Here is a 26,530-nt window from a genome sequence, read left to right on the forward strand (position 1 = left end):
AAACATATTTCTTTAAACCAACAAAAATAAATTAACATGATGAACTTTGAATTTATGCCTAAAGAACTACCTTCCATTATCAAGGTGATAGGAGTAGGTGGGGGTGGAAGCAATGCAGTTAATCACATGTACAAACTCGGCATCAGAGGTGTTGATTTTGTAGTTTGTAACACCGATGCACAAGCTTTGGAGATGAGCCCTGTGCCACGCAAAATACAACTAGGACCAAGTCTCACAGAAGGTCGTGGTGCCGGATCTATTCCCGAAGTAGGCAAACAGTCGGCAATAGAAAATATAGATGAGCTAAAAGCAATTCTGAGTGATAATACCAAGATGGTTTTTATTACCGCAGGTATGGGTGGTGGAACCGGAACAGGTGCTGCTCCAATCATTGCAGGCGTTGCCCGCGAAATGGGTATTCTCACCGTTGGAATTGTTACTGTACCTTTCGCATTCGAAGGCCGAAAAAGAAAGCAACAGGCCGATGCCGGTATTGAAGAACTGAAAAACAGTGTTGATACATTGTTGATTATATGCAATGATAAATTGCGCGAAATTCATGGCAATTTAAAATTAAATACTGCCTTTGGTTATGCAGATAATGTGTTGGCTACCGCTGCAAAGAGTATTGCAGAGGTTATCAGTGTTACCCTACATATAAACGTTGACTTTGCCGATGTGCAGACTGTAATGCGCGACAGTGGCGTTGCCATTATGGGTGCTGCGCAATCTTCTGGCGAAGGTAGAGCCATTCGTGCTGCAGAGCTGGCACTCGACTCACCATTACTCAACGATAACAATATTGAAGGCGCACGTCATATTCTCCTGAACATCACTAGCGGTAAAGAAGAAATTACCATGGATGAAATGGGCGACATAACAGATTATATTCAGCAAAAAGCCGGACAGACAGCAGAGATAATTATGGGAGTTGGTGCCGATGATTCATTAGGCGATAAAATTTCTGTTACCATTATTGCCACAGGCTTTAATGCAGCTAAGGAAAAAAATAAGGAAGAAAAAATAAAACAACCGGAGAAAGTTATTTTAAATTTTTTTAGCGAAACACCATCAGCTGTTAGTACAGAAGCGAATGAAACTACTGTAGTGGAAGAGCCTGTGATTAATGAACCTGTTCTTATAACATTAGAGCAGGAGATTCCCGTTACATCAACAGAGTTTTTTGAAAAAGACAATACACCGGAGGAGATTGTTGCAGAAAACAATTCTCTTGAATTTGAGTTCACCGGATTTCCGAATGTAATTTCTTCGAATGAAGAGGTTAAAGAACCCGAAGCAACTTTAACTGATGATTCATCTGTTAACGAATTGCCTGAGCAATCGGAGATGTCGGTTCGCGAAGTACCATCACAGGAAAACCAAGCACCTGACAGCGATATCTACAAGCGCACTCGCGAAAGAATTGATGCTATGAAAAGCATGAATCACAGAATAACAAATCCACAGGTACTCAATGAAATTGAAAAAGAACCTGCTTATTTACGTAAGAACGTAAAATTGCAGAATGTTCTTTCTTCAGGCGATACAAACTATTCACGCTATTCACTCAATAATGATCAGGATAAAACACCTGGCCTTAGCAAAGGCAATAAATTCTTGCACGACAGACCTGATTAGTGTTTGATTACAACTTTTTTAAGCCGGAACAGGATTTTCCTGTTCCGGCTTTTTTTTGAAAAATATTTTAATACACGCTTCGAACATAACACCCAAAGCACTTTTAACCGCTCATCTCAATGTGAGTTTTTTAAGTACTACAACGTGCGCTTTTTACGCCAATGCTCACAAATTATGAGCTGATTGCCGCATTTCTAAATAGCCCCTTTCTTACTTTAAGCCCAATTTTTATACCCCACAACAAAAATTATTATGCAGATAATCAATATGATATAAAATATTTTAGTACTATGTGTTGCATGGTACTATTTAACATATATATCTTTGCATAATCATTTACTAAAAGAGTGAAGTCAAACAATAAAAAAACTAAAGAACGTGGGTAATCTCGAAAACACACAGTCGCAAATGCGCAAAGGAGTTTTGGAGTTCTGTATTTTATCCATCATATCAAAAGGAGAAGTTTATCCCAGCGATATTATCGAAAAAATGAAAGAAGCCAGACTCATTGTGGTGGAGGGAACACTATATCCATTGCTTACACGATTAAAAAATTCAGGCCTGTTATCTTATACCTGGATTGAAAGCAATGCAGGACCTCCCCGCAAATATTATAAACTAACACCTTTGGGAAAGGAACATTTAAAAGAATTAAAAAAAACATGGGATGAACTGGTTGACGCAGTTAGCCAGACCTATCAAAACTCAACTGAAGAATGAACAAGACAGTAACAGTAAACATCGGGGGCATAGTTTTCCATATAGAAGAAAACGCCTATGACATGCTTGGCAGTTATCTGCAGGCAATTCGCAACCATTTTATCATCAGCGATGGGCGCGATGAAATTATTCAGGACATAGAAAGCCGTATAGCTGAAATATTCCAACAAAACCTAGGCACGGCAAGGCAGGTGATTACTGCTGATGATGTGAATCAGGCAATCGGAATTATGGGACGTCCTGAAGATTTTGGTGCAACAGAAGAAGCATCAGCAAACAATGCATCAGCAAGTACTGAACAGAACAATCAGTCCGATCATTTTTTCAGACGCAGGTTGTATCGCGATACTGATGATAAAGTAATTGCAGGTGTCTGCTCCGGCATTGGTCACCGTTTGGGCATTGACGCAGTTTGGATGCGTTTGCTCTTTATCATTATTTTCTTTTTTGCAGGGAGCGGAATTTTAGTATATATCATTCTCGCCATTGTAATGCCTAAAGCCATTACACCAACTCAAAAGCTCGAAATGCGTGGCGACCCGGTAAATATTTCAAGCATCAGACGCGAAACAGAAGCACCGTCTTCTGTAAAACAACCTTCAGCAGTTTCAGGTGTATTTGATACACTTGGCGATTTGATTAAAGGAGTTTTCAAGTTTGTGGTATATGCCATCATGGCCATATTAGCTTTTGCAGGACTTATGATTTTGATTGGAATAGGCTTGTTTATTTTGGCAATGTTAGGCGTTAGCGGACTCACTATTCCAATTTATATTTCTGATCAGTTTCTGTCAAGCTCGCAACAGTGGTGGGTATCTTTATCCGTGTTGCTGCTCATCGGTGTTCCTGCCATCTGGTTAATGACCCTACTCATTAAATGGATTTTCAGAATCAAATATAACAGCCGTTTTTTAAATGTAACAGCAGGTATGTTGTTTATGCTTGGAATAGTCATTGCATTTTTCATCGGATTAAATATTGCACGCGATTTTGCTTTCGTTGGTAAGGTGCGCAATACCGTTGAATTGATAACACCTGCTTCATCAACAATGTATCTAAAGCTGATGGACGATCCTAAATATGATGAAGAAGATAACAGTAAAATTTTTCATCGCAGAGGCAGTAATTTTAGCATCACCACCGGAAGTAACTTTGAGTTTAATTCTGATGATGTATCGTTTACGGTTCAAAAATCGCCCTCAGATAAGTTTGAATTGATAAGAGTATATGCTGCCAATGGCGCAACAGAGAATCTTGCTGTTGAAAGTGCACGTGCTATCATTTACAACTTCGAGCAAAAAGATTCTTTACTCATGTTTAGCGACCGTTTTCCGATAGGTAAAGGAACCAAGTACCGCGCACAGCAGGTGAACCTCATTCTAAAAGTTCCTGTCGGAAGCAGCATCTTTCTGGATGAAAGTATGGAGGAAATTATTCATGATATTCCTAATGTAACCGACACCTGGGATGGCGACATGGGCGGACATAACTGGAAAATGACAGAAAACGGATTGGTATGTACAGATTTTGAGTTTCAGAAAGGTGACAGTACAGATATTCATAATCCTGAAAATGTGGACATCAGTATAGATAACAATGGTGTTCGCATAAAAGGCAAGGATGCAAAAAGCGGTGATAAAGATGTTAATATCAACATCGGAAAAGACGGTGTGCATATCAAGTCAACTGATAAATAAAATACACTATTACACTGTAACAATTCCGGTTAGTAATCGTCCTACTCATAAAGGTTAATCCCTTTATCAATCAATATCAATTAAATTTTAAATCAAATATTATGAAGCGAATTATGTTATTGGCAGGGCTATGCCTTGCACTTACTGCGACAATGCGCGCACAGGTGGTTCAGAAAAGAGAAACAAGCGATCAGGCACAACAGCAGTTGCTGCAACTTAATGATGATATGGCAGCGTCATTTCATCATACAGATTTACTAAAAGTGAGTGAATACTTTGATGACGATGCCACAATTTATATAGACGGAAATAAAGTGACAGGCCGAAAGGCATTGTCTGAATTCTGGAATAAAATTACAGCCAGAAAAAAAATGGAAATTAGTGTTGACGAAATGAATGGTAACGGCAAATTTATTTATGAAACAGGAACACTTACAATGCAAACAGAAAATAATACCGTAAACAAAAACTTTGTAATGGTTTGGAAACGCCTGCCCAACTTCGATTATAAAATTGTTGTAGCAGGGTTTAATTAAAAAAATTAGTTTGAGTAACTGATTATTTGTGTTTGTACAATCAGGGGTCTGCTTCTTATTAGCAGGCCTCTTGTTGTTTTAAGTCACTAATACCTGATTAAAATATTCTTTACATCTTTTTCCATAGTTCGATGAGTATTTAAACAGTTTAATAAGTACGTAAGGAGCAGACAAAAAAGCAGATGAGGTAACAAGATTATAAGCTTTGCGGAGTGTCCATTTATCATTAAAATGAAGATGTATAAATTTTCATAGCATCATCATGTTGGCAATTGAACATTTGACCCATCATTTCAAAACAAATAATAAAATGAAAAAAGTAATGATTGCCGCAGCTGCCCTTATAATTGGAGGCACTGCCTTTGCCAATGCGCAAACAAATGCAAAACCTGCAGCTACAACAACACATCAGGTTGCACCTGCCACAACACATGAAACTGCTGCTCAGAAAAAAGAGGTAAAAGAAGAGAAGATGGAGAAAAAAGAAGCTACTGCAACAAAGCATGAAGCCAAAAAACCGGCTGCTCATAAAAGCCATGCAAAAAAGACTGAGAAAAAAGAAGAGAGTAAAAAGTAAAAATTGATTTTGAAAGTACATTGCCCGGCAAACGAAAGTTTGCCGGGCATTTTTTTAGATATTTATGTGTAAAGTGCTCTTTTTGGCTTTTTCAAATAGTTAATCGCTTATTTTCATTGAATAAACAAAGTGTTTTAAAACAACTGCATGAATAGCCGGTGCAACTGCTTAAATAGAAGAAAATGTGCGTTTTGTTACCCATGCCAAAATATTTTTTTGAAAATTAACCCATAGATTATCAATGGTTTAATATTTACAACCAGCCTAAAATAATGAAGCGTGTTGCTTAATTGAATATTCATCTTATATTTGGAAACGAAATAAGCCTTGGTACTTATTCAGAAAAGTAAACGCAACAGAATAACCAAAACCGAATTGCATGAATCATCATGCTACATTAAGCAATCCCAATTATAACCGCAGGAAGTATTCCATTGGCGTAGTTTATAGGCTTTGCAATAACCTGCCTTTGCTTTTGGCAATTTTATTTTTGGTTAGCCGCATGGGCTTTTCTTTTTCACCCTCATTTATCAATAAGAAACGCCCCAACCGTTTTGCTTTACACAGCGAAGTGCAACTGCGCCTGAATAATGTATCTTTTATTGAAATGGTACAGCAGCAAACCATTGCAGAAACGCTTACGGCAGAAAAAGCCAATAAGTCTCAATACAAAACAATGGCCTCTGCGCGTGCACATGCCTTGCTCAATGTTTTTTACAAAGGCAGCTACATTGAGCCACCACAGTGGCTCACATAAAACCAAAACTATCTCATTAAATTAAAAAAAAACTATTAATCACTTAATTAAATACTTATGATAACTAAAAATCAAACAAAAAATCGAATGTCGCTGACAAGATTTTTTATCTGTCTGACGGCAATGGCGCTGTTGTTTATATCAGAAACACCGGCACAAGTAAGTTACTCAAACGATTTTAATGCCAATTCAACAGGATGGACGGGCAATATAACTCGTACAACATCTACTACAGCATGTGGAACTGCTTCTATGAGAAGAAACTTATATTCAAGTGCAACCACAGGCAATATGGTTACGCCTTCAATGGCTGGCAATAATGGTGGCACTGTTACTGTCACATATAAATATAAAGCGGCTAATTATAGTGCAAATACTGTTGGAACAAACCCATGGGGTTATTTCAATGTACAATATAGCACATCAAGTGCTACCGGTCCTTGGACAACATTTACTACCATTAACCAAGAGACACAGAATGGTAGTTGTATTTCAAAATCACATACATTTAACCCACCTGCAAGTACAAATCTATGGATAAAGTGGGATTGCTTTCGGACAGCCGGTGATTATTATATAAACTTTGATGATGTTGTTGTAAGTCAGGGAGCGCCTCCTGCATGTAGCAGTCCACTCAGTCCAATCGGTACAGCAACTACAGCAACTACAGCAAATATCAATTGGACAGCACCTAGTCCTGTACCATCAAACGGTTATGAATATGCAGTTACTACTAGTGCTACACCTCCGGGTTCTGGAACAGCTTTTGCCGGAACATCTACCAGTGTTAGTGGTTTAACAGCGAATACTACCTACTACTTGCATGTACGAAGCGATTGTGGAGGTAGTGGTTTTAGTACTTGGACAACTTCTAGTGCATTTACCACACCATGTAATGCTATTAACTCTTTTCCTTTTAATGAAGATTTTGAAGCTACCAGCCCTTCTTTAAGTTGCTGGTCAAATATTCAGGTTGCAGGTGCAGCTAACTGGACTTATGCAACCGGCTCAAGTGGTGGTACAGTTACTACAGCACATGGTGGCACTAGAAATGCAAGGTTTGTAAGTCAAAGTGGTACTGATAACCCTATTACAAAGCTTGTATCTCCAGTATTAGATTTATCGTCATTTTCCGGAGCAGATTTAAGCTTTTGGTATGCGCAGGAGACTTGGGCTGGAGATCAAAATACCATGACTGTTTACTATAGAATTAGTAGTTCCGATCCATGGGTTTCTTTAGCTACCTATACTACTAGTGTTGCTGCATGGACTCAGGTTACACTTTCATTACCCGGTCTTACATCAACCTACCAAATAGCTTTTGAAGGGCATAATAATTGGGGACGTGCCAATGTAGTTGATGATGTTACCATCAGCGGCTTAGCAAATTGTAGCGGCACACCTTCAGGTGGCACCTCATCTGCTTCTGCTAATCCTGTTTGCCAAAACAATCCAACTACGCTTTCTTTAACCGGTCACAGCACAGGCTTGGTCGGCTTAGGTTACCAATGGAAAACTTCTACCACTCCCGGTGGGCCTTATACAGACATATCCGGTGCCACAACAGAATCTTATGTTTATACACCATCAGCATCAGGCACAGAATATATTGTTTGTGAAGTTTCTTGTTCTATTAGTGGATTAAGTGCGCTTTCATCAGAAACAACATTGGTTGTAAATCCAGGCCCTACAGGCACTGCCACAGGTCCGGCTACCTTGTTAACCTATCAGAACGGAACATTTACTGTTACAGGCTATCCGTTAGGTACCACTTTTCAGTGGCAGGCATCATCAACCAATTGCAGCACAGGCTTCAGCGACATTCCTAGCGCAACTAGTGACAATGTGCTTTTAAATAGCAATGGTGGAGGTACCTACTACATCCGTTGTATGATGACCAATGCCGGCTGCAGCGCTCCCAGCAATTGCATTACTACAGTAATTACCGTTGCAGGCGATAACGTATGCTCTGCCAATACCCTTAATGTAGGTGTTAACGGTCCCTACACCAACGTGGGTGCTACTACCGAAGTAGGTGAGGTAGTTCCTCCGGGCACAGGTTTCACAACACAGACAGGCTGGGCAACAGGTCAAACCATAAGCAACTCTGTTTGGTTTACCTTCACACCTCCTGCCAGCGGACAATATTCTTTCCGCCTCGACCCATCGCGCGTTCTTTGGGATTGTCAGTTTGCTTTATGGAATGCTTCTGCCTGTTCTCCTTTTGCAGGCTTTACGCTGATAGCTGCCAATGATGATTCATCCAGTTTTCCGTACAACTCTTACATACAGCCTGTATGTTTAAATGCCGGTCAAACCTATTATTTTCAATTGGATGGTTATGGTACTACTACCAACAACAACTGGGGTATATTGGTTACACAGGTTAATACCGTTACAGCAGGCATCAGCGGTTCACAAACCGGATGCAGTGCAGTTAACCTAACAGCCACAGGCGGTGCTACCTATTTGTGGAGTGGTGGTTTAACACCTACAACAGCTGCCAACACTTTCACTGCATCAGGGCCTTATACCGTAACAGTAACATCAGCGCAGGGATGTACTTCGCAGGCAACAGCCAACGTAGTAATCAACGTTCCCTCAACAGACCCCGGCTCAGCTACCAGCAATGCACCATTTGATGCAATTTGCGCAGGTGGTAATGTGACACTAACAGTTGGTGGAGGTACATTAGGCACCGGTGCCGACTGGCAATGGTACAGTGGTTCTTGTGGAGGTACTCCTGTTGGTTCAGGTAGTAGCATAACAGTTTCTCCTGCAGCAACAACAAACTACCTTGTACGTGCAGAAGGCGTTTGCGGCAACACCATGTGTGTTTTTATTACCATTACAGTCTCTAATGGCATACCTCCTCAGTCGGTAGTAATGCCAATCACAGGATTGCCAAATTATGCATGTAACAGTACAGCAGCTACTGTTAGCATCCCTGCAGTGGCCAATGCAACGCAATATACATGGGATGGCCCTACAGGAACAACCTTTGACGGCCAGCCTTCACCTTATGTTACTTCAATGCCTTCTGTAAATATTGTTTTCGGCAATCCTAACGGATCGGGTTATCGTATAGGTGTTCAGGCAGGTAATGGCTGCGGTAGTTCTGCACGCAAAAGTGAGTGGGTACGTGGAATTGTGAGTACACCAGCTTCAGTGAGTGGTGCCACTACAACTTGTGCCAGCAGCAGTGGCAACTACAGCACAGGCGCTGTGGATGGAGCTACAGCTTACCTCTGGACAATTACAGGTGATGCTTCAGTGAGTGGTACAGGAACGAATGTAACTGTTAACTTCGGTCCAGCCTGGACAGGAGGTACACTTTGTGTACGTTCACAAACACCATGCTATACCTCACCTGCAAAATGTCTGGTAATAGGAACATCAGCATCACCATTGAATACCATTAGCGGACCATTGTCAGCATGTCCAAATGATGTGTTGACATTCAGTGTACCTGCATCGTCAGGAGCAGCCAGCTATGCATGGACAGTGCCTGCCAACAGCAGTATCACAGGTGGTCTAGGAACCAATTCTATACAAGTAACCTTTGCTCCAGGATACAATAACTTAGGCAACATTTGTGTAAACGTGACCAGTGTTTGTGGCGTTACTTCTGCCAATAAGTGTCGTACCGTAGCACCGGGAGTACCCTCAGTGCCTGCAAGCATAACAGGAGCTACCAACGGTTTGTGCGGACAGACAATCAGCTACAGCACACCATTTAAACCGGGCACCACCTATAACTGGACAGCACCCGGTAGTATTAGCGGTAATGGTACCAATGCAGTGAGCATTACTTATGGCTCATTCACCACCGGACAGGTATGCGTATCGGCCAGCACAGGTTGTGGCACAAGTGCAGCACGTTGCATCAGCATAAAAGGACAGCCAAACTCACCGGTTGCATTGACAGCAATGCCTGCAAGCTGGTGTGCAAATACTCAAGGTGTAGAATTTACAGCTGATGTTAGCAATACTGCAGGTTCATATACTTTATCATGGACATACCCATCGGCTCCGGTAGCAACATACACTGCAGGTGGCGGTAACACCAATTCATTAACATTGGATTGGGGTACCGGTAACGGAACTGTGATAGTTAGTGCCAGCAACAGTTGCGGAACAGGTTCTAAGTCTTATGTTGCAACCATCGGATGTAAAGAAGGTCAGTTGGCAACAGCTAACAAACTGAATGTATATCCAAACCCAACAGCAGGTGTGTTGAATGTAGAATACACAGCAGACAAAGGCAATGCACAGGTAACAGTGCTTGACCTGAGTGGCCGTGTAGTAATGACACAGTCACATACCAACGTAAGTGGTCAAAACACACTGCAACTTGACTTGAGCAAGGTAGCCAAAGGCGCGTACATGCTGAATGTGCAAACCAATGGTGATAACAATCAGGTGAGAGTGGTAGTGGAGTAAATTTTGTTTGATAGAGTTGTACTTTACAACTCTGTTTAAAAGCAGTGGGGTGGAGTTTACCTCCCCCCACTGCTTTTTTTATGCCATAATTTTTAAAATGATAATGGGTTGGATTTTATAAAAAAGACCGGCAGACGCTAAATGATTAGGCATTGAGGGAAAAATATTTTTTGTAAAAAATAAAAAATATTATCTAGCCTAAAAAATTTTTAATAGTTAATAATCAATAAGATAGGCGAAAGTGAATAATTAATTAAAAAATTTGGCATCAAAAAAAATTTGGATAATTAAAATAAGATGAATAATATTGAAACCGAAAACCTTATTTCCAAACAAAAATAAAGCGAAAATTATATATGCCTTTTAACCATTTACCTTCATTTTTTACGCTGATTTTACGCACATTTTTTTAACTGATTTAAGCGAAGGAAAAAAAGATATTTAACTCACTCAAATAATAAAAACCAAAAATCAAATTATCATGACAAAAACACAGTACAACAGTAAACCGAAATCGGCTTCTTTCTGGAGTTGGATTTTGTGTTTCATGTTCCTGGTAGGAATGTGGACAACGGGCGCACAGGCGCAAACTTATACTGTAGTACCTACAGGAGGTACGGCAGGCAACACCAATGGGACAGGCTCTGATCCTATAGATGATTTTTATAATTTTCTGCGTTATCAGGTTGTTTACACTGCTGCAGAGCTTTCGGCAGCCGGTCTAAGTAGTGGTATGACAATTACAGATATAGGCTGGAATGTGACAGAGGCACCGGGCACTTTATCTGCCTACACCATGCGCATGGGAACTACTACAGCATCTAATTCGGCTGCACATGATGCTTCGGCATTGACGACCGTTAAGAACGCATTTACCTATGTACCCACTGTTGGATGGAACATGATTACCTTGGATGTGCCATTTATTTGGGATGGTTCAAGCAACCTGTTGATTGATATTTGTACAGGCTCTAACCCATACAGCAGTCCTTATGGAGGCGTTCAGGCAAAAACTGGCGTAACCAGTGGCAGCCGTTTTAAACGTTGTGATGGTTGTGGCAGCCAGTGTTCGGTAGCAACCAATAGCACATTAACTACCAAACCCTATTTAGGTATTAATGCTACAGCAGGATCACCTTGCTCAGGCACTCCTGCACCGGGTAACACACTTTCCAGTGCAAGCCCTGTTTGTGCAACTACTTCTTTTAACTTATCACTTCAAAATATCGTTTCAGGTAGTGGTATCACCTATCAGTGGCAGTCATCACCTGATGGCAGCACATGGACTAACTTCGGTACCAGCGCTCCTTCTCAAAGTGTCACCCAATCCACAGCTACTTACTATCAATGTATAGTTACCTGTACCAACAGCGGACTAAGTGCTACTTCTGCACCTGTACAGGTATTACAAAATCTCCCTATTAATTGCTATTGTACACCTACTTCTACAAGCGCTACTTATGGTATTACCAATTTTACTACCACAGGTGGTGTAACTAATATTAATAATACGAGTACTGGTGGTCAGGGATATGTAAATAATACAGCTCAAGTGGTGTCGCAACTTCAAGGTAGTAGTGTGAATTTTAGTTATACAGTAGTACCTACAGAAGGTGTAGGAATCTGGATAGACTGGAATCAAAATGGAAGCTTCTTAGATGCAGGTGAGCAAGTATATAATGCTGGAAGCTATGTAAGTAGTGGTTCAGGAACTATCTCTGTGCTATTAAGCCAACCTGCGGGCAATTACAGAATGCGTATCGTGGGTAACTGGCTCTCAACTTCTCCTACGCCATGTGGTGACTTAGGTTCTGCGGGTTATGGTGAAGCAGAAGATTATACGTTTACGGTTATTCCTCTTAGCAACTGCTCAGGCACACCTGCACCCGGCAATACCTTGTCCAATCCAGCTACGGCTTGTATCGGACAAAATATTAATTTATCATTACAAAACAGTGTGGTAGGCGCAGGCATTACATTCGATTGGCAGTCATCACCGGATGGTGTAACCTGGACAAGTACAGGAGGTACATTACCTTCTTATACAACTACACAAAGTGCTGCTACATGGTATCAGTGCATTGTAACATGTACCTACAGTGGACAAAGTGCTACCTCAACACCGGTTCAGGTATTACAAAATTCATTCCTGACATGCTATTGTACATCAAGTGCCACCTCCACAGGTGATGAAGATATTCTTAATGTAACTTTTGGCGCATTAAATAACTCTTCTACCTGTGCTACAACAGGTGGAGGACCCGGCTCTACTTTAAACATGTATAGTAATTATACCAGTGGCCCCGGTGCCCCTGCAACACCTATTGTGGTGCAAGGCAATGCAGTGCCATTTTCTATTCAGGTGGGTACTTGCGGTAGCAACTACAATAACATGGTTAAAATTTTTATTGACTGGAATCAGAATGGTTTATTGACTGATGTTGGTGAAGAAGTATATGTTTCGCCAACTTATACCAGTGGCCCACATACAGAAACCGGAACAGTGATTGTTCCATTGACTGCCGCTACCGGTGTTACGCTTATGCGTGTGGTTAATGTTGAGACCACTTCAGCTTTAAGTATTAACCCTTGTGGTACCTATGGCTATGGTGAAACAGAAGATTATCTGATTAATGTAACTGTTGCGTCAGGTTGTACAGGTACTCCAGCAGCATCTGTAACAACATCTTCGTCAACAAATGTTTGTCCTAGTGGCAGCTTTACATTAAACACCAGTCCATATTATTCTGATGCAGGACTTACCTTCGACTGGCAAAGCTCTCCTGACGGAATTACTTATTCTTCTACAGGTATAATAACACAGAGCTATCCGGTATCAGGTTTTACTGCTACCACATGGTATCAGTGTGTGGTTACTTGTACCAATAGTGGGTTGTCAACTACCTCAACACCTGTGCAGGTTTCACTCAATCCATTTTACAATTGTTATTGTACAGCTAACTTACATACATTTAGTACACCATGTATTAATGAGATTGATTTAAATACCTTAAGTAACAATACAGCTGCTGCAGGTTGTGCATTACCCGCATATTCTTTCCAATCAGCAACAACAAATGTACTTAAAGGAAGTACTTATACGTTTACGAGAGTTGCATCAGGTACAGGAGCGTGGACAGGCTTGTGGATTGACTATGACCATAGCGGTACCTTTGATGCCAGTGAATATACTGAGGTGTCAAATACCTCAACAGGAGCCCTTACCAACAGTATTTCGCTTACCATTCCTATGTCTGCTTTAAGTGGTAACACGGGTATGCGTATCCGTCAACGTACTGTTGATATGACAGCTGCTGATGCATGTACACAAAACTTTGGCTCAGGAGAAACAGAAGATTATGTGATTAATCTTGTCAATCCAAACCCATGTAGTGGAACTCCAGCTCCTGGTGCAACAGTTTCTTCAGGTAATCCTGCATGTTTTATTGATGCGATTACACTAAGTACTCAAAATTTAATGACAGATTTGGGATTAACATTTAACTGGCTGACATCACCTGATGGAGTTACCTGGACATCAACCGGAGTAACAACTCCTACAATGACAGTGAATCAGTCTGCTGCCACTTACTATATGGTAGCTGTAACCTGTACAAATTCCGGTCTGTCAGGAAATTCTACTCCTCTTTTAGTGAATCAGACAGTGTGTTATTGCACCACACCTTATTATAGCTATAATTCAGGTTATGACATGTGTGTTTATTACAATTATATTGGCAATGTAACTTTTGCCGGTATTAATAATTCAACAGTCTGCGATAACACTCCTCCTTATTACAATTACTATTCATCACAAACTGCTACAGTGAACAGAACAGGCAGTTATCCGATTACCATTTCTGCTACAGCGGGTGGTGCTTCTTTCCAGTTGTATAAAGTTTATATAGACTTTAACGATAACGGAAGTTTTGATGATGCAGGTGAGATGGTTTATACTTCAGGTTTTATCAGTTCAGCTACCAACTATACTACCGGTACAATTGTTATTCCTAATACAGCACCTTTAGGTACCCACAGAATGAGAGTAAGATCAACAAATCCATTAAATACAAATATTGATGCGAATTCTTGTTCTGATGATGGTTATTTGGGAGAGGTTGAAGATTATAATATATTAATTAATCCTGCTCCACCATGCAGTGGAACACCAACCCCAGGTGCTACTTTATCTGATAAAGCACTTGTTTGTTCTTCAACAACAATCAACCTGAGTCTGCAAAACACTACTCCGGGATTAGGGGTAACTTATCAATGGCAATCATCAGCAGATGTTGCATTTACTACTCCGGTTAATTTGGGTACAGCTGCAACACAAACTGCAACGCAAACTACAACAACGTACTATCGTTGTCTGGTGACATGTAGTGGTAATACAGGAATTTCTACTCCTGTTTTGGTGAGTTCAACAACTGCCTGTTACTGCACCAACCCCACAACCGGTAGTAATGGATGCGCACTTGGATTGTACATTGACAATGTAACATTTGCAGGTATTAACAATACCAGTGGATGTTTCTCTCCAGTGCCTTATACGACACCATTCTATAGCTTCTTCCCATCACAGGTGGCTACTGCACAGCAAGGAAACACTTATGCGTTTTCTGCATCAGCACCTAATAATCCAGGATCATACTATCAATGGTATGGTGTGTGGATTGACTACAATGACAATGGCAGCTTTGATGATGCCGGTGAATTGGTGTTATCCAGTGTAGCAGGTGCAACAACATTAGCTAATGCACTGACCGGAAATATTACTATTCCTCTTACAGCAACAGTTGGACAACATCTGATGCGTGTTAGAACAGGTAATGTTCAAGTAGCAATTAATTCATGTTCTGACAACTCTGTTAGTGGTGAAGTAGAAGATTATCTGATTGATATCACTGCAGCACCCAATTGCAGCACTCCTGCTCCGGGCAACACCATTTCGTCTGTAACCAGCACTTGTCCAAGTGAAAACATAAACCTGAGTTTACAGAACAACTCTGTTGAAATTGGTTTAATTTATCAATGGCAGGTTTCTACAGCAGGTGCCGGTGGTCCCTGGACAAACGTAGGCACTAACGCAAATACCTTTACTGCAACACAAACTGTTGCTTCATGGTATCAGTGCGTAGTGACATGTACGTTTGGCGGAGCCACAGCAACTTCTACACCTGTACAGGTAACCATGAATCCAATAGCCAGTTGCTATTGTGTTGCAGGTGCAACTACTGCGGGTTGTTCAAGTGGCGATGAGTATATCGGTAATGTTACTCTCAACACTATCAATAATACAAGCACTTGCCAGCCTTCTGGCACGCAATACACTGATTTTACAGCGATTTCTACCAATTTGAAAATAGGTGATACGTATGTGGCATCAGTATTAACTCCAAATTATTTTAGCGGTGATCAGGCTGCAATATGGATTGACTTTAATCAGAATGGCACATTTGAAGTTCCTGCAGAGCAGTTTATCTTATCAGGTGGTGCCAGCGGTGTACCTTTCACAGGTAATATCACAATCCCCGGTAGTGCTTTAACAGGCAATACCCGCATGCGCGTGAGAATGGCGTATTCTGGAACTTTAGCACCATGCGGTATTGTTACTTATGGTGAAGTAGAAGATTATACAGTAAATATTTCTCCTCCTACATGTGTAATGGCACCTACCTATCCTGCCGATGCAGGCAGTGGTTGTGCCGATGCAGTTACAGGTAACATTACCCTTAGCTGGCCAGCCTTATTAGGCGCAACAGGTTACGATGTGTATTTCGGAACAGTCAATCCGCCAGTCACGATGGTTTCATTTAATCAGATAGGTCTGACCTATGATGCCAATGTAGTTAGTGGAAATACATATTACTGGATGATAGTACCTCAAATTTCAGGTGGCGGAAGCTCTTGTAACGTTTGGTCATTTAGCGTATCACCATCACCAGTTCCTGTAGCAGGCTCTGGAGGCGATGTTTGTTTGGGTAATGACATCTTCCTGTCAGCAGACAACGTAGATCCGGGTCAGTTAACTGGCAACACCTATTCCTGGACAGGACCAAATTCATTTACAAGTTCTCTTCAGTATCCATCAATCAGCAGTCCAAATGCTACATACAGCGGAACATATACAGTGATAGTAACGAATCAGTATGGTTGTACAGCAAGTGCAAGCACGAGCTTAAATGTAAATGACAATCCAACATTAACAATAGATTCTCTGGTGAATGTAAGTTGTGCAGGCGGTAGTGATGGAATATTATACACATCTGCTGCAGGAGGCTTGGCCCCATATGGCTATACCTCAGACTTTATAAACTTCAACTCAACAGGAGTGATGGGCAACCTGGCAACAGGAGCAACCACGGTTTATGTAAGTGACGGCAATGGCTGCCAGGCTCAAATAGTAGGCAACCTGACAGCAATAAGCACAGCACCTCCATCACAGTCGGTGGTAGTAACGCCAACGATAATAGGAATGCCAGCTTATGCATGTCCCGGAACAACAGCGAATCTGAGCATACCTGCAGTAGCAGGCGCAACGAAGTATATCTGGGATGGTCCATTCGGCACCTACTTTAATGGTAATCCAATGAACCAGTCGCCCTATACAACGACCACACCAAGTGTACAGATAACGTTCAGTTCATCAACCTCATCGTTTGTGAGTATAGGCGTTCAGGCAGCCAATGGTTGCGGAGCCTCACTTCGTAAAATCCAGAAGGTGAGATATCAGATAAGCACACCCAAGGAGATTACAGGAGCAACGACAATGTGTGCAAATACCAACGGCACCTATACGATAGCCCCGGTGACAGATGCCACAGGTTATCAGTGGATGATAACAGGTAATGCTACAGTAGTACCCAGTGGTACCTCAGTGGTAGTGTTCTTTGGACCTGGCTGGAATGGCGGTAACTTATGCGTAGCAGCAAAGACACCATGTTATACCACAGCGTATAAGTGTATGTACATAAGCAAGTCAGCATCAGCGTTGAATGCCATTACCGGGCCATTATCATCATGTCCAAACGAAGTACAGACCTTTAGTATAACACCATGTACAGGAGCAGCAAGCTACAACTGGACATTACCGGCAGGCGTTACCGGCAACTCAACAACGAACAGCATCACAGCCACTTTTGGGCCAACGTTTACGCATGGAGGCAACATCTGTGTAAGTGTGACAAGTATCTGCGGAGTAACCTCAGCGCCTAAGTGCAGAACGGTAGCTCAGGGTCTTCCTTCAGTACCGACAAGCATCAGTGGTATCACCAATGGATTGTGTAATCAGAGTGTTAACTACACGGTTCCATCAAGTCCGGGCGTTACCTATAACTGGACAGCGCCAGGCAGTATCAGTGGCAATGGCAACAGTTCGGTGAATGTTACCTATGGCGCATTGACCACAGGTCAGTTATGTGTAACAGCGAGCAACAGTTGTGGAACAAGTGCAGCACGTTGTATTCCATTGAAGGGCTCACCAAACTCACCAATAGGCTTGACGGCCATACCAGCGAGCTGGTGTGCCAATACGCAGGGTATAGAGTTTACAGCAGACATCGGTAACACCACAGGCTCGTACACATTGTCATGGGGCTATCCATCGTCACCAACAGCAACGTATGTAGCAGGTGGAGGAAATTCAAATGCACTGACCTTAGATTGGGGCACAGGCAATGGCTCAGTGGTAGTGAATGCAAGCAATGGCTGCGGAACAGGATCAAAAGCATTTGCGGTGACCATAGGATGTAAGGAAGGCGAGTTGGCATCAGCCAATAGGCTTAATGTATATCCAAACCCAACGGCAGGCGTGTTGAATGTAGAATACACAGCAGAGAAAGGCAATGCACAGGTAACAGTGCTTGATTTGAGTGGCCGTGTAGTAATGACACAGACACAAGCCAATGTAACAGGACAGAATACACTACAATTAGACCTGAGTAAGGTAGCTAAAGGCGCGTACATGCTGAATGTACAAACCAATGGCAGCAACAATCAGGTGAGAGTGGTAGTGGAGTAGTAGCAAGTTAATTTAAATTTAAAAAAGCGAGGTAGTCTTTATTCAAGACTACCTCGCTTTTTTTATTCGATTTTTTAAAAGCGTGTTTCGGGTTCTTAGATAATATTCTATAAGTATTTTATTATTTTTTAGATAATAATCTATTGATATTAAATATTCATTTAAAACACGAAAAAAACTGATTAAAAAACTTTTAAAATTAAATTTCTACAATTAAATTTGAAGTCGAATTACCAAAACCGAACAGAAATAAATGCATTTTAACGACTATTTTTTGCAGCTTTTTAGTGCTTATCTGCACACGGTTTTAGTATTTAATGTAGAGAATAAAAATCAATTAGTTTAACCAAAATCAAATATCATGTTAAAAACAAATTACAAAAACAGAGTACATTCTTTCTCTTGTTGGAGATGGATGATTTGTTTCATGTTCCTGGTGGGAATGTGGACAACGAGCGCACAGGCGCAAACAACTATTACTACTACGTTTGCTAACAACAACGGTTCATCAGTTGTGGTATTTAGTGTGCAGAACAACAATCCTTATGCTATCATAATGACTGATATCGGTAGTCATGCGGGAGTAACATCAACTTACACTTGCTATTTGTATGCCAAGGCGGCCACCTATAATGTAGCTCCAGGTGCAGCCGGAGCAATCACTGCTGCAAATGGTTGGAGTGTAGTAGCTTCGAACAGCAGTTTATCTCTTCCTGCAAATACTTCTGGAACCGGTAGTACGGCTTCGCCTTTTATAACAGGTATGAGTTATACGATTCCGGCAATGACACAAGTGCGACTTGCTTTACAATTAGCAACAGGAGCAGGGCTACCTCCATTTACAACTACTGCAGGAAGTCTTAGATACTCAACAGTGAGTGGTACTTGTTCATTTACCGGAGCAGGAGTTGATTTGAATTCTTGTGCAAGTTACGGTTATGGTGGAACATTATCTTCACCAACTAATACACCACGAGGCCTCGTAGGATATATTTCATTTATTCCAGCAGTACCATGTACTGGCACACCAACACCTGGAAATACAACGGCAAATGTTAATCCTGTATGTCCAAGTTCTTCTTTCACATTAGGGTTACAAAATCCATCAAATGGAAGTGGAGTAACCTATCAGTGGCAATCATCTCCTGATAATATTACTTATACAAATATTAGTGGTGCTACAAGCGCATCATATGCCTTAACTCAATCAGTGGACACCTGGTATCAATGTATAGTTACCTGTACCAACAGTGGACAGACTACTACATCTAACCCTTTACAGGTAACAACCAATCCGTTTTACAATTGCTATTGTACTTCCACTGCTACGAGTACAGCAGATGAAGATATATTAAACGTTACTTTCGGTTCGTTGAACAATACTTCTACCTGCTCTACTACTGGTACGGGTCCTGGCTCTGTGCTCAATATGTACAGCAACTATAGGAGTGGTGTAGGCGCACCTGCAGCACCTAGCGTAATGCAAGGCGATGTAGTACCGCTTTCTTTAGGTTTGGGTACTTGCGGAGGCAGCTACCCAAATACCGCTAAAGTATTTATAGACTGGAATCAGAACGGTTTGTTTACCGATGCCGGTGAAGAGGTTTATGTATCTACTTCTGGCTCGGGTGCACGCACCGTTACCGGCTCTGTTACTGTACCTTTGAGTGCCGTACCCGGCAATACCGCTATGCGTGTGGTTTTTGTTGAAACCAGTACACCATCTGTTGTTGTTCCTTGTGGTACTTATACATGGGGCGAAACCGAAGATTATTTAATCAATGTAGTAGCCACTTCAGCTTGTAGCGGTGCTCCGGTTGCCGGCACGGCATCTGGCCCTGCAAGTATATGTCCGAGTATTGCCTTTACGGTAAGCACTTCGGGTGCTACTGTAGGTACAGGCATCAGTGGTCAGTGGTATTCCTCTACTGATGGAGGAAGCACTTGGTCGCCTATCAGCGGTGCTACCAGCACAAGCTATAATGTAGCAGCCGGCATTTCGGTGCCTACTATGTATCAGTATGTGATTACTTGTAGTAATAGTGGCTTGAGTGCTACCAGTAACAATATAAGCATAGCTGTAAATCCTGTTAATGCGTGCTACTGTACACCTACTTCTACCAGCGCTACTTATGGTATTACTAATTTAACTACCACAAGTGGTATAGCTAATATCAATAATACGAGCCCTGGTGGTCAGGGATATGTAGATAATACAGCTCAAGTGGTGTCGCAACTTCAAGGTAGTAGTGTGAACTTTAGCTATACAGTAGTACCTACAGAAGGTGTAGGAATCTGGATAGACTGGAATCAAAATGGAAGCTTCTTAGATGCAGGTGAGCAAGTATATAGCTCAGGTGGATCTTATGTAAGTAGTGGTTCAGGAACTATCTCTGTGTCATTAAGCCAGCCTGCGGGCAATTACAGAATGCGTATCGTGGGTAACTGGCTCTCAACTTCTCCTACACCATGTGGTGACTTAGGTTCTGCAGGTTATGGTGAAGCAGAAGATTATACGTTTACGGTTATTCCTCTTAGCAACTGCTCAGGCACACCTGCACCCGGCAATACCTTGTCCAATCCAGCTACGGCTTGTATCGGACAAAATATTAATTTATCATTACAAAACAGTGTGGTAGGCGCAGGCATTACATTCGATTGGCAGTCATCACCGGATGGTGTAACTTGGACAAGTACCGGAGGTACATTACCTTCTTATACAACTACACAAAGTGCTGCTACATGGTATCAGTGCATTGTAACTTGTACCAACAGTGGACAAAGTGCTACCTCAACACCTGTTCAGGTTACTATGAGTCCATTCTACAATTGTTATTGTACAACAGGACTTGGTGGCAGTTGTGCAATCAACTCATTGAGTAGTGTTGCCATTGCAACTACTACCTTAAACAATGTTACAGGTGGATGTACAGGAACATATAATTCATTCCCTGCATCAGGAAGCACTACTGCAAGTTTGGTTCCGGGTGTACCCTATACTATGACTGCAGGATGTATTTCCGGCAGCAACACTCAGGTAGCTATTTGGATAGACTATAATCAAAACGGAATATTCGAAACAACAGAATATACCTTGATTAATGGAAATATTCCAAGCGGTGGCACAGGCAGTGGAACATTTACAATACCTATAACAGCCTTAAGTGGAAACACCGGAATGCGAGTAAGAAGCGACTGGCAGGGAACAACAGCCTGGACATCTGCCGATGCATGTACTAACCGTACCTGGGGCGAAACAGAAGATTATACCATTACTATATTGATTCCAAACTCTTGCTCCGGCACTCCTTCCTCGTCAGTTACCACAGCTTCAGTGGCCAGCGTTTGCCCCGGTGGTAACGTAAGTTTAGGTACCAACCCTTTCTATACAGACGGTGGTTTAACTTTCGACTGGCAGAGTTCGCCTGATGGAATAACTTATACTTCAACAGGTATTACAAGTCAGACCTATAACGTTACAGGTTTTTCAGCTACTACATGGTATCAATGTGTGGTTACTTGTACTAATGGTGGATTATCAACCACTTCAACACCAGTGCAGGTATTGTTAAACCCATTTTATAATTGCTACTGTACAACAAGTTTACATTCATCTAGTACACCTTGTATTAATGAGATTGATTTAAATACGCTTAAGTAACAATACAGCTGCTGCAGGTTGTGCATTACCCGCATATTCTTTCCAATCAGCAACAACAAATGTTCTTAAAGGAAGTACCTATACGTTTACAAGAGTAGCATCCGGTACCGGTGCATGGACAGGCTTGTGGATAGACTATGACCATAGCGGCACCTTTGATGTCAGTGAATATACTCAGATATCATCTACCACTACAGGAGTATTGACCAATAGCATATCATTACTTATTCCCGTTACTGCTTTAGATGGTAATACGGGAATGCGTATCCGCCAACGTACTGTTAATATGACAGCTGCTGATGCATGTACACAAAACTTTGGTTCGGGCGAAACAGAAGATTATACCATTAACATTCAATCACCGGCACCATGTAGCGGTACACCGGCAGCAGGTAATACAATATCTTCTGCACCATCAGCTTGTGTAGGTGTTCCGATTAACTTAACTATATCAACAACGTACGCTCTGTCAGGCATCACTTATCAGTGGCAGTCTTCTACAGATGGTGTTACTTATACCAACACCTCCGGAACCTTACCTACATACTCTGCAACACAGTCAGTCACTACCTGGTATCAATGTGTTGTAACATGTACCAATAGTGGGTTATCAATTACTACTACTCCAGTGCAGGTATTGCAAAATCTACCCAATAATTGCTATTGTACACCTACTTCTACAAGCGCGACTTATGGTATTACCAATTTTACTACCACAGGTGGTGTAACTAATATTAATAATACGAGTACAGGTGGCCAAGGATATGTAAATAATACAGCTCAAGTGGTGTCGCAACTTCAAGGTAGTAGTGTGAATTTTAGTTATACAGTAGTACCTACAGAAGGTGTAGGAATCTGGATAGACTGGAATCAAAATGGAAGCTTCTTAGATGCAGGTGAGCAAGTATATAATGCTGGAAGCTATGTAAGTAGTGGTTCAGGAACTATCTCTGTGCTATTAAGCCAACCTGCGGGCAATTACAGAATGCGTATCGTGGGTAACTGGCTCTCAACTTCTCCTACGCCATGTGGTGACTTAGGTTCTGCAGGTTATGGTGAAGCAGAGGATTATACAATAAACGTTATTCCTCTTACCAACTGTACAGGCACACCTTCCCCCGGAAATACCTTGTCCGATCAAGCTTCTGTTTGTTCAGGACAAAATTTTACACTTTCTCTACAAAACAATGTTGTAGCCACAGGCATTACATTCGATTGGCAATCATCACCCGATGGTGTAACCTGGACAAGTACCGGAGGAACATTACCTTCTTATACAACTACACAAAGTGCTACTACATGGTATCAGTGTATAGTAACCTGTACCCTTAGCGGACAAAGTGCTACCTCAACACCTGTACAGGTAACCATGAATCCAATAGCCAGTTGCTATTGTGTTGCAGGTGCAACTACTGCGGGTTGTTCAAGTGGCGATGAGTATATCGGTAATGTTACTCTCAACACTATCAATAATACAAGCACTTGCCAGCCTTCTGGAACGCAATACACTGACTTTACAGCGATTTCTACCAATTTGATTATAGGTGATACGTATGTGGCATCAGTATTAACTCCAAATTATTTTGGTGGTGATCAGGCTGCAATATGGATTGACTTTAATCAGAATGGCACATTTGAGGTTCCTGCTGAGCAGTTTATCTTATCAGGTGGTGCCAGTGGTGTACCTTTCACAGGTAATATCACAATCCCCGGTAGTGCTTTAACAGGCAATACCCGCATGCGCGTGAGAATGGCGTATACCGGAACTTTAGCACCATGCGGTATTGTTACTTATGGTGAAGTAGAAGATTATACAGTAAATATTTCTCCTTCTACATGTGTAATGGCACCTACCTATCCTGCCGATGCAGGCAGTGGTTGTGCCGATGCAGTTACAGGCAACATTACCCTTAGCTGGCCTGCATTATCCGGTGCAACAGGATATAATGTATTTTTTGGAACAACCAATCCTCCAACAACAATGGTTTCAACCAACCAGGTTGGATTAACATATAATGCAGACGTATCCGGTGGAGCACCTATTTATTATTGGATGGTAGTACCACAAATTTCAGGTGGCGGAAGCTCTTGTAATGTATGGTCATTTAGCGTATCACCATCACCAGTTCCTGTAGCAGGCTCTGGAGGCGATATTTGTTTGGGTAATGACATCTTCCTGTCAGCAGACAACGTAGATCCGGGTCAGTTAACTGGCAACACCTATTCCTGGACAGGACCAAATTCATTTACAAGTCCTCTTCAGTATCCATCAATCAGCAGTCCAAATGCTACATACAGCGGAACATATAATGTAATTGTCACCAATCAGTATGGTTGTACAGCAAGCGCAAGCACGAGCTTAAATGTAAATGACAATCCAACATTAACAATAGATTCTCTGGTGAATGTAAGTTGTGCAGGCGGTAGTGATGGAATATTATACACATCTGCTGCAGGAGGCTTGGCCCCCTATGGCTATACCTCAGACTTTATAAACTTCAATTCAACAGGAGTGATGGGTAACCTGGCAACAGGAGCAACCACGGTTTATGTAAGTGACGGCAATGGCTGCCAGGCTCAAATAGTAGGCAACCTGACAGCAATAAGCACAGCACCTCCATCACAGTCGGTGGTAGTAACGCCAACGATAATAGGAATGCCAGCTTATGCATGTCCCGGAACAACAGCGAATCTGAGCATACCTGCAGTAGCAGGCGCAACGAAGTATATCTGGGATGGTCCATTCGGCACCTTCTTTAATGGTAATCCAATGAACCAGTCGCCCTATACAACGACCACACCAAGTGTACAGATAACGTTCAGTTCATCAACCTCATCGTTTGTGAGTATAGGCGTTCAGGCAGCCAATGGTTGCGGAGCCTCACTTCGTAAAATCCAGAAGGTGAGATATCAGATAAGCACACCTAAGGAGATTACAGGAGCAACGACAATGTGTGCAAATACCAACGGCACCTATACGATAGCCCCGGTGACAGATGCCACAGGTTATCAGTGGATGATAACAGGCAATGCTACAGTAGTACCCAGTGGCACCTCAGTAGTAGTGTTCTTTGGACCGGGCTGGAATGGCGGTAACTTATGCGTAGCAGCAAAGACACCATGTTATACCACAGCGTATAAGTGTATGTACATAAGCAAGTCAGCATCAGCGTTGAATGCCATTACCGGGCCATTATCATCATGTCCAAACGAAGTACAGACCTTTAGTATAACACCATGTACAGGAGCAGCAAGCTACAACTGGACATTACCGGCAGGCGTTACCGGCAGCTCAACAACGAACAGCATCACAGCCACTTTTGGTCCAACGTTTACGCATGGAGGCAACATCTGTGTAAGTGTGACAAGTATCTGCGGAGTAACCTCAGCGCCTAAGTGCAGAACGGTAGCTCAGGGTCTTCCTTCAGTACCGACAAGCATCAGTGGTATCACCAATGGATTGTGTAATCAGAGTGTTAACTACACGGTTCCATCAAGTCCGGGCGTTACCTATAACTGGACAGCGCCAGGCAGTATCAGTGGCAATGGCAACAGTTCGGTGAATGTTACCTATGGCGCATTGACCACAGGTCAGTTATGTGTAACAGCGAGCAACAGTTGTGGAACAAGTGCAGCACGTTGTATTCCATTGAAGGGCTCACCAAACTCACCAATAGGCTTGACGGCCATACCAGCGAGCTGGTGTGCCAATACGCAGGGTATAGAGTTTACAGCAGACATCGGTAACACCACAGGCTCTTATACATTGTCATGGGGCTATCCATCGTCACCAACAGCAACGTATGTAGCAGGTGGAGGAAATTCAAATGCACTGACCTTAGATTGGGGCACAGGCAATGGCTCAGTGGTAGTGAATGCAAGCAATGGCTGCGGAACAGGATCAAAAGCATTTGCGGTGACCATAGGATGTAAGGAAGGCGAGTTGGCATCAGCCAATAGGCTTAATGTATATCCAAACCCAACGGCAGGCGTGTTGAATGTAGAATACACAGCAGAGAAAGGCAATGCACAGGTAACAGTGCTTGACCTGAGTGGTCGCGTAGTAATGACACAGACACATGCCAATGTAGCAGGACAGAATACACTACAATTAGACCTGAGTAAGGTAGCTAAAGGCGCGTACATGTTGAATGTACAAACCAATGGCAGCAACAATCAGGTGAGAGTGGTAGTGGAGTAAATTTTGGTTAAATAAATTAATAAGGGGCAGTGCGAAAGCACTGCCCCTTATTTTTGCCCTATAATTAAATGATGAATGATAGAATAAAAATAGTAGGGGCAACTATAGATGATTCAGCTGTACTGACTTTTATAGCTGCTACGACTTTTTATGATATTTATGGGATTTTTAATAAGCCGGAAACAATACAGCGAATATGGCTCAGTGATTCAGCACTTCGCAAATGCGCAAGGAGTTATTGAAAAAAATATGTTGTAATTGAATTGGTGTAATGTAA

Annotated in this window: 10 protein-coding genes; all 10 read left to right on the forward strand. The window is 42.0% G+C overall.

Annotation, left to right across the window (positions count from 1 at the left end; all coding sequences use genetic code 11):
- The first annotated feature begins 54 nt into the window (after positions 1 to 54).
- The gene (ftsZ, locus tag V9G42_05370) at positions 55 to 1,638 is read left to right on the forward strand and encodes a cell division protein FtsZ (protein MEI2758850.1); all 1,584 of its coding nucleotides are present in this window, start codon (positions 55 to 57) and stop codon (positions 1,636 to 1,638) included.
- Between the two features lie 408 nt (positions 1,639 to 2,046).
- Complete coding sequence (locus tag V9G42_05375) at positions 2,047 to 2,358, forward strand: PadR family transcriptional regulator (GenBank protein ID MEI2758851.1); 312 nt, start codon at positions 2,047 to 2,049, stop codon at positions 2,356 to 2,358.
- Complete coding sequence (locus tag V9G42_05380; protein ID MEI2758852.1) at positions 2,355 to 4,055, forward strand: PspC domain-containing protein; 1,701 nt, start codon at positions 2,355 to 2,357, stop codon at positions 4,053 to 4,055. The genes V9G42_05375 and V9G42_05380 overlap by 4 nt, the downstream gene beginning before the upstream one ends.
- Positions 4,056 to 4,156: 101 nt before the next feature.
- Complete coding sequence (locus V9G42_05385) at positions 4,157 to 4,591, forward strand: hypothetical protein (GenBank protein ID MEI2758853.1); 435 nt, start codon at positions 4,157 to 4,159, stop codon at positions 4,589 to 4,591.
- Positions 4,592 to 4,901: 310 nt separating this feature from the next.
- Complete coding sequence (locus V9G42_05390) at positions 4,902 to 5,168, forward strand: hypothetical protein (GenBank protein ID MEI2758854.1); 267 nt, start codon at positions 4,902 to 4,904, stop codon at positions 5,166 to 5,168.
- A 379-nt stretch (positions 5,169 to 5,547) separates the two neighbouring features.
- Entirely contained in the window at positions 5,548 to 5,925 is a 378-nt protein-coding gene (locus V9G42_05395) for a hypothetical protein (protein ID MEI2758855.1), read from the forward strand.
- A gap of 87 nt (positions 5,926 to 6,012) precedes the next feature.
- Positions 6,013 to 10,368: a T9SS type A sorting domain-containing protein gene (locus V9G42_05400; GenBank protein ID MEI2758856.1), complete on the forward strand. Its 4,356-nt coding sequence runs from the start codon at positions 6,013 to 6,015 to the stop codon at positions 10,366 to 10,368.
- A gap of 481 nt (positions 10,369 to 10,849) precedes the next feature.
- Complete coding sequence (locus tag V9G42_05405; protein MEI2758857.1) at positions 10,850 to 18,391, forward strand: GEVED domain-containing protein; 7,542 nt, start codon at positions 10,850 to 10,852, stop codon at positions 18,389 to 18,391.
- Between the two features lie 442 nt (positions 18,392 to 18,833).
- Entirely contained in the window at positions 18,834 to 22,052 is a 3,219-nt protein-coding gene (locus V9G42_05410; GenBank protein ID MEI2758858.1) for a GEVED domain-containing protein, read from the forward strand.
- Positions 22,053 to 22,176: 124 nt separating this feature from the next.
- Positions 22,177 to 26,253 (forward strand): GEVED domain-containing protein, encoded by a 4,077-nt coding sequence (locus tag V9G42_05415; protein ID MEI2758859.1) that lies wholly within the window; start codon positions 22,177 to 22,179, stop codon positions 26,251 to 26,253.
- The last annotated feature ends 277 nt before the right edge of the window (positions 26,254 to 26,530 follow it).

The sequence above is a fragment of the Bacteroidia bacterium genome (assembly GCA_037045145.1).
GTDB lineage: Bacteria > Bacteroidota > Bacteroidia > AKYH767-A > OLB10 > OLB10.